This is a genomic window from Pseudoalteromonas sp. BSi20480 (genome assembly GCF_000241365.1).
Classification (GTDB): Bacteria; Pseudomonadota; Gammaproteobacteria; order Enterobacterales; family Alteromonadaceae; genus Pseudoalteromonas; species Pseudoalteromonas marina.
In genome coordinates, this window is the sequence record NZ_BADX01000010.1 from 16,003 (window position 1) to 29,392 (window position 13,390).

At 40.7% G+C, this 13,390-nt stretch carries 9 protein-coding genes and 2 pseudogenes; 2 read left to right on the top strand and 9 right to left on the bottom strand.

All coding sequences use genetic code 11. From position 1 onward, the window contains the following. Positions 1 to 23: 23 nt before the first annotated feature. The 9 genes and pseudogenes from der to ndk form a co-directional block, all read right to left on the bottom strand. A pseudogene (gene der / locus P20480_RS16555) lies at positions 24 to 1,491 on the bottom strand (ribosome biogenesis GTPase Der). A 74-nt stretch (positions 1,492 to 1,565) separates the two neighbouring features. Continuing rightward, positions 1,566 to 2,744: an outer membrane protein assembly factor BamB gene (gene bamB / locus P20480_RS16550; protein ID WP_008126586.1), complete on the bottom strand. Its 1,179-nt coding sequence runs from the start codon at positions 2,742 to 2,744 to the stop codon at positions 1,566 to 1,568. A gap of 10 nt (positions 2,745 to 2,754) precedes the next feature. After that, positions 2,755 to 3,375: a YfgM family protein gene (locus tag P20480_RS16545; RefSeq protein WP_006793569.1), complete on the bottom strand. Its 621-nt coding sequence runs from the start codon at positions 3,373 to 3,375 to the stop codon at positions 2,755 to 2,757. 19 nt (positions 3,376 to 3,394) lie between these two features. Then, on the bottom strand, positions 3,395 to 4,675 hold the full coding sequence (hisS, locus tag P20480_RS16540; RefSeq protein ID WP_008126587.1) for a histidine--tRNA ligase: 1,281 nt from the start codon (positions 4,673 to 4,675) through the stop codon (positions 3,395 to 3,397). 256 nt (positions 4,676 to 4,931) lie between these two features. Further along, positions 4,932 to 6,050, bottom strand: coding sequence for a flavodoxin-dependent (E)-4-hydroxy-3-methylbut-2-enyl-diphosphate synthase (gene ispG, locus P20480_RS16535; RefSeq protein WP_006793571.1), 1,119 nt, complete (start codon positions 6,048 to 6,050; stop codon positions 4,932 to 4,934). Positions 6,051 to 6,055: 5 nt separating this feature from the next. Further along, the gene (locus P20480_RS16530) at positions 6,056 to 6,916 is read right to left on the bottom strand and encodes a RodZ domain-containing protein (protein WP_008126590.1); all 861 of its coding nucleotides are present in this window, start codon (positions 6,914 to 6,916) and stop codon (positions 6,056 to 6,058) included. Beyond that, on the bottom strand, positions 6,913 to 8,784 hold the full coding sequence (gene pilW / locus P20480_RS16525; protein ID WP_008126592.1) for a type IV pilus biogenesis/stability protein PilW: 1,872 nt from the start codon (positions 8,782 to 8,784) through the stop codon (positions 6,913 to 6,915). The genes P20480_RS16530 and pilW overlap by 4 nt, the downstream gene beginning before the upstream one ends. A gap of 116 nt (positions 8,785 to 8,900) precedes the next feature. Next, a complete protein-coding gene (gene rlmN, locus P20480_RS16520; RefSeq protein WP_006793574.1) occupies positions 8,901 to 10,034 on the bottom strand; it encodes a dual-specificity RNA methyltransferase RlmN in 1,134 nt (377 codons plus the stop codon). Positions 10,035 to 10,217: 183 nt separating this feature from the next. Beyond that, entirely contained in the window at positions 10,218 to 10,649 is a 432-nt protein-coding gene (ndk, locus tag P20480_RS16515; RefSeq protein WP_008111339.1) for a nucleoside-diphosphate kinase, read from the bottom strand. 227 nt (positions 10,650 to 10,876) lie between these two features. Between ndk and trhP the strand changes: the two are divergent. Both trhP and P20480_RS17490 read left to right on the top strand, forming a co-directional pair. Further along, positions 10,877 to 12,266, top strand: a pseudogene (gene trhP, locus P20480_RS17485) (prephenate-dependent tRNA uridine(34) hydroxylase TrhP). A gap of 415 nt (positions 12,267 to 12,681) precedes the next feature. Continuing rightward, positions 12,682 to 12,927, top strand: a complete 246-nt coding sequence (locus tag P20480_RS17490) for a YfhL family 4Fe-4S dicluster ferredoxin (RefSeq protein ID WP_033024903.1) — start codon at positions 12,682 to 12,684, stop codon at positions 12,925 to 12,927. Positions 12,928 to 13,390: the final 463 nt, after the last annotated feature.

Below are 13,390 nucleotides of genomic sequence, written 5' to 3' on the forward strand. Positions count from 1 at the left end.
TAATAAATTAACGCTTATGCCGTTTATTTATTACGGTTTTCTTTTGTCAAAAGCACGTATTTTACGTTTTTGCGAAAGCGTTACTTTATTAGTACGCCCTGCAAATGGGTTATCACCTTCTCTAAATTCAATTTTGATTGGGGTGCCCATAATTTTAAGTGCTTTACGGTAGTAGTTCATTAGGTAGCGCTTGTAGCTATCTGGTAAATCATGAACTTGGTTACCGTGAATTACAATACGCGGCGGGTTATAACCACCGGCATGCGCGTATTTAAGCTTAACACGACGACCACGAACAAGAGGCGGCTGGTGATCGGCCTGTGCCATGTCCATAATACGGCGTAGCATTGCAGTACTTATACGTTTAGTTGCTGACTCGTACGCTTCATCAACGGATTCAAATAAGTGGCCAACACCTGTACCATGAAGTGCAGATATAAAGTGCAAGCGTGCAAAGTCAATAAAGCCTAAACGACGGTCAAGCTCGGTTTTAATACGATCTTTAACGTAGTCATCAAGCCCATCCCATTTGTTCACGGCAATAACCAATGAACGACCTGAGTTAAGCGCAAAACCTAATAAACTTAAGTCTTGATCAGAAATACCATCGCGCGCATCTACAACTAGTAAAACAACATTACAATCTTCAATAGCCTGCAGTGTTTTAATAACTGAAAACTTTTCTACTACGTCGCTTACTTTTTTACGTTTACGTACACCGGCTGTATCGATTAACACGTACTCTTTTTCGTTACGTGTCATAGGGATATAGATAGAGTCGCGCGTTGTACCTGGCATATCGTACACAATTACACGTTCTTCACCTAGTATACGGTTTGTAAGTGTTGACTTACCTACATTGGGACGACCAATAATTGCAAGCTTTACCGGCTTATCTGCAAATGCTTGGTGGTCGGTATCATCGCCTTCACCTTCTTCGTAAAGGTCTATTAGCTCTTCATCGTCATCGGCTACGTCTTCATCTTGTGCTGCTAGTTCGGCAATCACAGGTTGAAGTGTGTGCTCAAGTAAAAGTGTAATACCACGACCATGCGCTGCTGCTATGTGATGAATTTCACCCAGTGATAGCTGGTAAAATTCAGCACAGTTTGAATCAGCGTCTATGCCATCGGTTTTATTGGCAACAACAAAACATTTTTTGTCTTGCTTGCGAAGATGATTGGCAATAGCTTGGTCGGCAACGGTCATACCTACGCGTGCGTCTACTAAAAACAGTACGATGTCGGCTTCTTCAATAGCAAGTAGCGATTGGTCAGCCATTTCGATCTCGATGCCTTCTTCTGTGCCATCAATACCGCCCGTGTCCACCACGATAAATTCATAGCCATCGTAATTAGCTTGGCCATATTTTCTATCTCGTGTTAAACCTGGAAAATCGGCTACGAGTGCATCACGAGTACGTGTTAAACGGTTAAATAATGTGGATTTGCCCACATTGGGTCGCCCAACTAGAGCGATCACGGGAAGCATAAACTACCTCTTTAAAAAACAACAAAAGGCTTCGCAGAGCGAAGCCTTACAAAAAACCTTTAAGTGTTAGCTAGTTAGTTTGGTATTGTTACCGCACTTACTTCACCGTCACGGGTGTATAATATCAGTTTGTCGTCGGCAACAACAGGTTCAACAAAGAAGCCTGAGCTGTCAAAGTCTTCACGAGATACAAGCTCACCAGTGTCTTTGTTTAGCCAATGTAGGTTACCTTCCTGGTCGCCTAAGGCTAAATAGTTACCTGTAACAGCAGGACCTGTTAAGTACCAACCACGAAGTGCGGGTTGGCTCCAACGTTCAATACCTGAATTTTTATCTAATGCATAAACAACGCCGTTGCTGTCTACTACATAAATACTTTGCGCATCCATCGAAATTTCGCGATAGCTACTGTATTCGCGCTTCCAAACAACATTACCAGAGCGAATATCTACTGCAGCTAAGTTGCCGTTATATGCAATTGCATAAGCGTATGGGCCGCTAATGAGTGGCTGTGTGTCTACATCAACTAGGCGTTCAAATTCTGAGGCACCCTTTGCAGCTGCAATTTCTGCACTCCAAGCTGAGTAACCACTTTCTGAAATTAATACGCTTAATTTACCTGTTTCAAGGCCAACTAAAACACCACCATTGGCAACAGTGGGTGCACTTTGTCCGCGTAATGTAAGCGCAGGCACTTCTTGCTCAAAGCTCCAACGCTCTTCACCAGTATCTGGATGAAGGGCCAGTAATTTACCCGAGCCTAAGTTTACAAATATTAAGCCGTCGCCAGCTGCTGCTTTTGAAAGTGATTCACCAGGTACGTTTTTACGCCATACCTCTTCGCCGGTTTCGCGATCAAGTGCTACAACAAAGCCATGTTCAGAACCGATATACAGTTTACCATAAGCTTGTAATATACCACCTGATAATTTTGCTGAACCGTCGTCGCTCCAAGGCCAAAAAGAAGTGTCTTGGCGTACGTCGGTATCCCACTGTACATCGCCGTTAGCAAGCGATAACGCTTCTACTTGACCTTCGCGGTTAGCAACATAAACAGTGTCTTTGTAAACCGCAGGTGTTAAGCGAGAAAAATAATGCTCTACGCCGCTACCTACAGACTCTTGCCAAACAACATCAGTTTCAAACTGATTGACGATTTCTGGAAGGACTAGTTCGTCTTCTTCATCACTTGATGAACAACCCATTAGCGTTGCCATACATAGGGCAAGGGTTGCGGTCGTTAATTTTTTCATACCTAAAACCTTATGCCGCTGGGCTAGTTACTGCTAGGTCATCTAACTTAACTTGTAAAAGTGGGTTACCTGTTAACCCTCCTGCATCTACCGCGGCTTGATAAGCAGTACGTGCTTGCTCTTTATTACCTTGCTGAGCATAAATATCGCCTTTAAGCTCTGCAACGTTTGCATTAAATGCTTCAGGTAATGGTGCATTTAGTGTGCTTAAAGCATCGTCAAAATTAGTTTGTGCAATTTGAATACGCGCTAAACGTGTAATCGCAATTGCTTTTAATTCTGCATTATCAACGTTTGATACAATCCAGCTTAGCTTTTCGCTAGCAACATCTAATTTTTGTGCTTCTACCGCATCTTTAGCGGCAACAAACGCTGCAAGTGCAGCATAGTTCGTGTCTTTATTTTCACTGATAAAAGCATCAGCTGACGATAAAACATCATCACCTTCAACTAATTTAGTGTAAGAATCTGACGCTTGCTCAGCGGTTGTAATTTGGTTTTGGTTGTAAGCTTTCCAACCGTATAAGCCACCTAAGCCGACAATTACACCAAGTGCCAGTGAAAGACCGTTTTCACGGAAAAAGCGTTTAATTGCTTCTGCTTGTTCTTCTTCTGTTGAATGTATATCCATGATTACCTCTAATATCTGCTTAGCCGTTTATAAGCTCAGCTAGTAGCGCTTTAGCTTGTTCTAATTTTAATGTGACTTGTTCTTTACGCTCGCGTAAATACTTTATGGTCACAACGCCTTGCTCTAATTCATCTTCACCAATAATTACGGCAACAAGTGCATCGCTTTTATCGGCACGTTTTAATTGTTTTTTAAAGTTTCCGCCACCCGCGTGAACCATCACACGAAGGCCAGCCACATCACGGCGTAGTTCTGACGCGATAATTGGGGCTTGAATACTTGCTTTGTCGCCCATTGCCGCTAAATATACATCAGCATTACGACGAATGTCACCAACACATTCAAGTGCTTGGAGTAACAATACTAAGCGCTCTAGGCCCATTGCAAAGCCAACTGCTGGGGTTGCTTTTCCACCAAGTTGCTCTACTAAACCGTCGTAACGTCCACCTGCACACACAGTGCCTTGCGCGCCAAGGCTGTCGGTTACCCATTCAAATACTGTGCGGTTGTAATAGTCTAAACCGCGCACTAATTTTTCGTTAACCGTGTATGAGACGCCAGCTGCGTCTAAACGTTCACATAAATTTTCAAAATGTTCTTTTGATTCAGCATCTAAATGCTCAGATAATTTAGGCGCATCAACTAAGATTGCTTGAACGTCTGGATTTTTGCTATCAAGTACACGTAACGGGTTTGAATACATACGGCGTTTTGAGTCTTCATCAAGCACGTCGGTATGTTGTTCAAGGTAAGCAACAAGCGCATCTCGGTAATCGGCGCGCGCTTCGTTAGAACCTAAAGAGTTAAGCTCTAAACGTACGTGCTCGCTAATGCCGAACGCTTTCCATAATTGCGCTGTTAATAAAATAACTTCTGCGTCTATGTCGGCTGTGGCAATACCAAAGGTTTCTAAACCAAATTGGTGAAACTGACGATAACGACCTTTTTGCGGGCGTTCATGACGAAACATTGGGCCCATGTACCAAAGTCGTTGTTCTTGATTGTACAGTAAGCCATTTTGGTTGCCAGCACGTACACACACTGCGGTGCCTTCAGGGCGAAGTGTTAGCAAGTCGCCGTTACGATCAGCAAAGGTGTACATTTCTTTTTCTACTATATCGGTTACTTCACCAATAGAGCGTTTAAATAAATCGGTTGATTCTACAATAGGAAAACGAATTTCTTGATAACCGAACGATGCTACAGTCTCGCGTAAAATGTTTTCTACTTTCTGCCAAATTTGTGTATCGCCCGGCAGACAATCGTTCATACCGCGAACTGCCTGAATTTGTTTTGCCACTGATAAATCCTAATTACTGTTTATGTGTAATAAAAAAATGCTTACACAACGAGAATGCTAAAAATTGACCCAATATTATATACCCAAACGACCTCAAGATGCGAGCGTCGTTGGAATTAAAAGAAATTACCATTATTAAAAGTAATACTTTGATATAAAGCCCGATGAAGCGCTGAGCTCTGTATTTTTGAATGCTTGGGTAAATCTATTATAAAGGTCAACGCCAAACACGAGTGCTTGGCGATTTATACGTTATTTATTCGACTATTTTTACATCGATAGGGGTTTGGCTTTGTTTTTTATCTATGAAATCGCGAACGTAGCCCTCTAGTTGCTCAACAATATTGTTATTGTCGATACGGGCTTTTTGACGTTCACCATTAATATACAAACCAGAACGGCGATTTGCACCGGCAAGGCCAATATCACTGACGAGTGCTTCACCAGGGCCATTTACTACACAACCAATAACCGATACAGAAACCGGTTCGATTATATCTTCAAGGCGTTCTTCTAATTGGTTCATAGTGCTCACTACATCAAATTCTTGGCGTGAGCAACTAGGACAGGCAATAAAGTTAATACCACGAGAGCGAATGCGCAGTGATTTTAATATATCAAAGCCTACTTTTATTTCTTGTACCGGGTCGGCGGCGAGTGATACACGTAATGTATCGCCTATGCCTTCGGCAAGTAACATACCTAAGCCAACAGCCGATTTCACTGAACCTGAACGCATGCCGCCAGCTTCAGTGATACCCAAATGCAAAGGTTGGTCTATTTCTTTTGCAAGCAAGCGATATGCGCCTACAGCTAAAAATACGTCTGACGCTTTTACCGATATTTTAAATTGATCAAAATCAAGGCGACGTAATATATCAACATGGCGCATTGCTGATTCCAATAACGCCTCAGGTGTTGGTTCACCATATTTTTCCTGTAAATCGCGCTCAAGTGAGCCGCCATTAACGCCAATACGAATAGGAATGTTGTGCTCGCGAGCTGAATCAACAACAGCTCTAATGCGCTCTTCGCTTCCGATATTACCAGGGTTTATACGTAAGCAATCTACGCCATACTTTGCCACTTTTAGGGCTATGCGGTAATCAAAATGAATGTCGGCAACAAGCGGAATACTGACTTGCTCTTTTATACTTTTAAACGCTTCAGCTGCGTCCATAGTCGGTACCGATACTCTTACTATGTCGGCGCCAGCATCTTGTATAGCTTGAATTTGTGCAACGGTTGCATCAACATCCATGGTGTCGGTATTAGTCATCGACTGCACGGCAATTGGAGCGCCGTCGCCAATAGGCACATTGCCTACATTAATACGGGTGGATTTTCTGCGTTTAATTGGTGATTCTGAAAACATAGCGACTACTCTGCTAATGGTAATGTAAATTTGGCTAAACGGTTCTTAGGAAAAGCCGAAATATCTATTGGCTCACCGTTTAAGGTAATGTTAACTACATTGTGCTTACCAAGCACAACAGCAAAAGGAGGTGTACCAGAAACAGTCATTCTGTAACCTGCTTTTTTAACGCCAAAGGCTATTTTTTCGCCTTCGCCGTCGTGAATTTCGACCCAGCTTTCGTCATTAAATAGCATTTCTATTGTGCTGATGTCGGCTTTATCGGTATCTGACTCTGAAGTTTTTTCGTTAACTGCTTGTGTTATTTCGTTATTTGTTAAATCTGTACTTTGCTCAACAGGCTCTTGGCGTAACTCATCAACATCGTTTGCTGTTTTTTGCTGTTCAATATTAGTTGATTGAATGGCTTGGCGTTCACTCATTATGGTGTTGCCAATATTTATATTTGTGGTTTGTTCTTCAATTGGGGTGGCGTTTTGCCAAAACCATAAAGCAGACGAGCCAATAACAATGGCTATAATAATGTAAGTTACCAACATTAAACGGCTATCGCTTGCTTCTTTTTCTGTACGACGAGAAAAGCTTTGCATGTTAGCTGGTTTTGCTGGTTCAGGTGGTGCTGGCAACATGGCTAATATAGGTGCGCTATCTACTTTTAATTCACGGCAATAGTTCTTTATGTAGCCTTTAACAAAAGTAATAGGTCCTAACGCTTGAAAGTCGTCATTTTCAAGGTGCTTAATTTGAAACTCAGATAGCTTTAGTGGTTTAGCGATGGTTTCAATGCTTACCTTAGCTTGCTCTCTGTGTGCTTTTAAAATTTGGCCTACTGTAGGCTGTTCGCTTTGCGTATTTTCTTCATTCATAATAGGTATGAGTCTGGATCCACTAGTAAAAGTCTATGTCCTGGTTTTAGCTCTATATCAGGACTTAATTTATTCCATCGCATTAATTCATCAATTAATACTTGCTTCTGGGTAGCAATATCGTAAAGGGAGTCGCCAGATTTAATTTCGTAATAAATATTAGGATCGTTTAAGTAAATTTTGCTGCCATTCATTACCCGATCCGACTCTTTTAATCCATTCCATTGTAGGAGCTTTTGTAGTTTAACATTGTATCGCACCGAAATGCTAAATAGGTTTTCACCAAACTCAATGATATGAAAAGGCACTCGTAATGTTGCGACTTTAGGATTTAACATAGGTAACGCTGTTTGCTTATTTGATGATAAGTTTGTAAATGTAACGTCACTACCGTTTTGGTAACCACTCGTTTCAAAAATATCTTCATTTTTAGTGGCTTCGTAAAAAACAACATTTGAGTCGTTACTGGCAGCTGTCGTGTTCGTCGTGACTGTTGGCTGATTTGTTTGAGGTGAATTAAAGTTAGCCGTTTTAGGCGCCCCAAAAGAAATAATTTTCACTTCTTCTTTTGGTGCTGCTGGTACTACTTTAGCTATAACTGTTGAAGCTGCTGTGCTTGTCTTAGTAGCAGGCTCTTCAATAACTGACTCAGGCATATTTGTTGTATTTGGTTGAGTTGTTAACGCAAGTAATATCGCAGACGTATCTGTTGATGGCCCAGAGGGTTTAATTTGTTTTGTTTCAGCTTGTACTGGCTGTTTTACAATTGTTGTTACAGGTGCTTTAGGTGTAACTTTTTTTGGAGTGACTTCTTGTGTTGTTGCAGCTTCATCAACAGCTGTATCTGCGCTTGTGTTTATATCATTTCTGGCTATGACCGGATTCGCATCTTGCGTGTTTTGTTCAGGCTTTGCTGGAGTTACTTGTGCAGGTTGCTTAATAACCAGGCTTGTTGTGCTGTCTTGGTTAGGTGCCTTTTTTCTTACTATTTTTATTTTTGGTTTTGCACTTATATATGTGCCGTCTGCATCAGCTTTTAACTCGTTGAGTTTTGCCTTACGATATTTCTCGCGCAGCATTTCAAATTCGTTAAATCGTGTGCGTTGCTCTCTAATTGCGTATGCTTCGTTACTAGTAGAATAGGTTTGTAAAAGTGTACTTGCTACTTTTTCGGCTTCTTCTATTCGACCCATGCGATTTTTAACTAAATAGCTAAGCATTAAAGCACGCGAGGATACTCGACCTGTGTCGTCATGTTTTTTAAGAATGTCGTTCGCTTTGTATAAGTCACTTTTTGCATAAAACAGAGCCGCTAAGCTTATAAGAGTAGAGGTTCGTTGAGAGCTGTGATTAAGCGCTTGCTTAAAGTAAGTTTCTGCGTTTTCAAAATCATCAAATTCAATGGCGCACAACGCTAGATTTTCGTAGCTCTCGGCAACACGAATATACGTTGGAATTTCAATGGCTTTTAAAAATTGATCAGTGGCGCGGTCGTATTCATCAATACCACATAAAAATACACCGTAGTTGTTGAGTGTATTAGGATCATCAGGCTTTATATCTAATGCTTTTTGATAGGCTCTGTCGGCTAATGGGTTTTCACCTACTTGCTGGTAGTAATAGGCCATAGAGTAATGAACTTCAGGTAAGTTGGGAGCGAATTCAGCAGCGCGTTCTAGGTTGTATTTTGCTTGTGAATTATTACCTGTTTTTAGGTACTGTAAGGCTAAAGCTATTCGAGTGCGTGCTGCCCCGGCGTTATTGATTTTATTTTTGACAACGGGCTTATTACTGCCGTTATAACTACTTTCGGTAACACAGCCACTTAAAGCCAGTGCCGATAGTGTTATAGCAAGTATAGATCGCATTACCTTATCTCTTTATTTTTGTCCATATTGCCTATATTACCTAAAAGCCCTCATGTTGCATCAATTATTTAATAATAAACGATTTAACAGGAGGGCTTTTAGTAATTTAACTAAATTTAGGCTTGCTGGATGTTAACTGAGATTTTGTTATCGTCACGCATTTTCTTTTTCGCCATACGTTTAGTGCGGTCAACTACATCGCCGGCTAATTGCCCACATGCTGCATCAATATCATCCCCGCGAGTACGACGCACAATACAGGTAATGCCAGCAGCTTGTAAAACCTTAGAAAAACGGTCTATTCGGCTGTTGCTCGAGCGTGTGTATTCGTTACCCGGAAATGGATTAAACGGAATAAGGTTTACCTTAGAAGGTGTGCCTTTTAACGTTTTAACTAATTCGTGAGCTTGGTCGGTGCTGTCGTTAACGCCGTTAAGCATTACGTATTCAATTGTTACGTCTTTATTGGCTTTAGAGCCATCAATGTAACGACGACATGCCGCTAAAAACTCTTCAATAGGGTACTTTTTATTAATAGGCACTAAAATATCACGCAGTGCGTTATCTGGCGCGTGAAGTGAAATAGCAAGTGCTACGTCAATCTTCTCTTTTAATAAATCAAGTGCCGGTACCACGCCCGATGTACTTAATGTTACGCGGCGCTTAGATAAACCAAAGCCCCAGTCGTCCATCATTAATTCCATAGCGGGTACTACATTTTTAACGTTAAGCAATGGCTCGCCCATACCCATCATTACTACGTTAGTAACAGGGCGTTTTTCGCTGTTGCCATCTAGGCCAATATCTTTAGCTACACGCCATACTTGGCCAATAATTTCAGACACTTTTAAGTTACGGTTAAAGCCTTGTTGTGCGGTAGAGCAAAACGTACATTCTAAAGCACAGCCAACTTGCGAAGATACACATAACGTTGCACGTTCTTTTTCTGGGATCCACACGGCTTCAACTTCTTGGCCGCCTTCAAGTACTAATGCGTATTTGATTGTGCCGTCGCTCGCTTGTTGGCGAACTGATATTTCAGGGGCGACAATTTCGCATTCAGCTTTGAGCTTTTCTTTAAGTTTTTTATTTACATTGCTCATTTCGTCGAAGTTATCTACGCCAAAATGATAAATCCATTTCATCACCTGATCGCCACGAAACGGCTTTTCACCGAACGATACAAATAGCTCACGCATTGCATCTCGGTTTAAATCTAATAAGTTAATCTTTTTTTGCGCAGTGGTCATGAAACAACCTTAATCAGTAACGGTGGTGATAAAATTTACAAGGGCGAATTGTACACAATTCACTCACTTTAATCATTAAGTAAAACATCAAATATGCCAGTGTAATACTTTAATTAATGACTAAAAAAGGGCTCGAAAGCCCTTTTCATACTTTGCATCACAGGGTTAACTGTGAAACTCAAATTAACGAGTACGTGGGCAAAGCTCTTCGTCAGCGAAGAAGTACGCGATTTCGCGAGCAGCAGATTCAACAGCGTCAGAACCGTGAACAGCGTTTTCGTCAATGCTGTCAGCGTAGTCTGCACGTAAAGTACCAGCTAGTGCTTCAGCAGGGTTAGTAGCACCCATGATTTCACGGTTTTTAAGAACAGCGTTTTCGCCTTCAAGAACTGTAACCATTACTGGGCCAGAAGTCATGAAAGAAACTAAAGCGCCAAAGAAAGGACGTTCGCTGTGCTCAGCGTAGAAGCCTTCAGCTTTCTCTTGTGAAAGGTGAACCATTTTAGCTGCAACGATTTTAAGGCCAGCAGTTTCGAAACGGTTGTAGATAGCGCCGATGTGGTTTTTAGCTACTGCATCAGGTTTTACGATTGAGAAAGTACGCTCTAAAGCCATCTTTATGCTCCAATAATTTATAAGTAAAAGTGTGAATATTAACGGGCGCGAATTATACGCGCTTTAGCTGAAAAATCCTAATTTTATTAAAAACCAGTTCAATTACAATTTTATGATCTTGATCAAGGGGAAATTTTTAGTGCTATTTATACTGCCGCGCTTTGATTTTATATTTAAATTTATTACGCACACCATTGGCTTAATGCCCTTTGTTGTAGGGAGCGCAAATGTCACCTGTTTCTTCAAGCCCTTTTATACCTGAACTATTGTGCCCTGCAGGCAGTTTAAAAAATATGCGTTACGCCTTTGCATATGGGGCCGATGCCGTTTACGCCGGCCAGCCTCGCTACAGTTTGCGTGTGCGTAATAATGAGTTTGACTTAGAGACCTTACAAATAGGTATTAATGAAGCTCACGCATTAAATAAAAAGTTTTATGTGGTATCAAATATTGCACCGCATAACGCTAAGGTTAAATCGTATTTACATGATATTGAGCCAGTAATAGCAATGGGGCCCGATGCACTGATTATGTCCGATCCGGGTTTAATTATGCTTGTTCGTGAAAAGTGGCCAGCCATGCCTATTCACCTATCGGTGCAAGCAAATGCCGTTAATTACGCTAGTGTGCGGTTTTGGGCAAAACAAGGTATTGAGCGTGTTATTTTATCTCGCGAGCTATCGCTTGAAGAAATAAAGGAAATACGTACACAGTGTCCAGACACCGAACTAGAAGTATTCGTGCATGGTGCATTATGTATGGCTTATTCTGGACGATGTTTACTCTCGGGTTATATAAATAAGCGCGATCCAAATCAAGGTACATGTACGAATGCATGCCGTTGGGAATACGATGTAAAACCTGGGGTTGAAAACGAGACGGGCGAAATGGTGCATAAGTTTGATCCGAAACAGGTAATTCCTACTCTTGGCGAAGGCGCACCAAGTAACGATGTATTTATGCTTGAAGAGCAAGGTCGCCCAGGTGAATACATGCCTGCGTTTGAGGATGAGCATGGCACTTATATTATGAATTCAAAAGATTTGCGTGCCGTGCAGTATGTTGAACAACTTACAAAAATGGGCGTACATAGCTTAAAAATAGAAGGGCGTACTAAATCGTTTTATTACGTTGCGCGCACCGCTCAGGTATACCGTAAAGCAATAAATGATGCGGTTGCGGGTAAACCATTCGATACTAACTTATTTAAGACGCTTGAGAACTTAGCACATAGAGGCTATACCGAAGGTTTTTTTAAAGCGCCATGCTCACCAAGAATATCAAAACTACGAATACGGTCATTCGGTGTCTACTAAGCAGCAATTTGTGGGTGAAGTACTAGGGCGCTGCGAAAATGGACTAGTTGAAATCGACGTTAAAAATAAATTTTGTGTTGGGCATTCTTTAGAGCTGATGACACCGCAAGGAAACATTACGTTTGAGCTTGAATACATGCAAAACAAAAAGGGCGAAAGTATTAGCGATGCCAAAGGCTCAGGGTATATTGTAAAAGTTCAGTTAGATGAAGGTATTAATTTAGAGCACGCTATATTGATGCGTAATTTAGATGAGCACCAAGATACACGTAACCCCCATAAGCATGCAGTAGTAACTTAACGATTAAACTTAGTAATGAAGGTATCTGTATATCACTGTGAACTTTATTGCTTAAATAAAACGAAAAAGTTTATTCATAATAAAAGCTACTTATTAAAGAAATGAACTAATTTACATGCAGTCTGTTAAATCAAGACTCTTCTTTCTTAGTGTTTATATGAGTTATAACCAGTTTAACCAAAATGATAGTAAGTACAACTGCGGGGAATATCCATACATAATCAGCCATTGTTTTTAACTCCAAAACTTAATTAATGACATTAAGATTAATGTTTTCTTAGCGGTTTGCAATAAAAAGTTAATGGGTGCTCGGTATCTTTTTTAGAGATGAAAAGCGTTAAGTAACTTATAAACTATATAAAACAAGTGCGATTCAGTATTCGCACTTTATTCAAGGTCAACGAAGGAGGTAATAGTGGCACTACTAATAAATAATAAATGCATTAACTGTGATATGTGCGACCCAGAGTGCCCAAATGAAGCAATTTATATGGGCGCTAAAATTTATCAGATAGATTCTGAAAGGTGCACCGAGTGTATAGGGCATTATGAAAAGCCAACCTGTATCAGTGTATGTCCAATAGATTGCATTAAACCAGATCCAAATTGCCGAGAAACTTTAGATGAGTTAGCCGATAGATATATACGTATTAATGGTTAGTAATAGTAACTAACAATTTTACTCATACAGCTATATATAAAAGCAGTTTGTGTGAGTGCTCAAGATGAATAATTATAAGGAGGCTCAAAGTTATTATTTTCGTAAGAGTGAAATTAGTTCAAAGTAAATAACCTCATCCTTTGTATAAACTGATTGAAAGGTCTTTTTATATGCAAATTATACCCCCTCAAACCGCAGTTTGTATGTATTTTGTACTAAAACCAAATTCTTTTGAATAAGCGTGAAATAAACGTTGACCATCATTCGAATATCCCTATAATGCGACCCCACTGAGACGGCAGAGCAGGCAACGCTTAGCGAGGCAAGCAAACCACTTAGTGAGTCGAGTAAAACTTGAGTTTAGATTTTTATAAAATTTAAAATTAAGTGTTGACAAAAATATAGGAAAGCGTAAGATTCGCTTCCCTTGAGTCGCTAAGGCAACTCAAACGTTCTTTAAAAA

Coding starts and splice junctions, on each gene's coding strand:
- bamB (WP_008126586.1), bottom strand. CDS start 2,744: ATGAAAAAATTAACGACCGCAACCCTTGCCCTATGTATGGCAACGCTA.
- P20480_RS16545 (WP_006793569.1), bottom strand. CDS start 3,375: ATGGATATACATTCAACAGAAGAAGAACAAGCAGAAGCAATTAAACGC.
- ispG (WP_006793571.1), bottom strand. CDS start 6,050: ATGTTTTCAGAATCACCAATTAAACGCAGAAAATCCACCCGTATTAAT.
- P20480_RS16530 (WP_008126590.1), bottom strand. CDS start 6,916: ATGAATGAAGAAAATACGCAAAGCGAACAGCCTACAGTAGGCCAAATT.
- pilW (WP_008126592.1), bottom strand. CDS start 8,784: ATGCGATCTATACTTGCTATAACACTATCGGCACTGGCTTTAAGTGGC.
- rlmN (WP_006793574.1), bottom strand. CDS start 10,034: ATGACCACTGCGCAAAAAAAGATTAACTTATTAGATTTAAACCGAGAT.
- ndk (WP_008111339.1), bottom strand. CDS start 10,649: ATGGCTTTAGAGCGTACTTTCTCAATCGTAAAACCTGATGCAGTAGCT.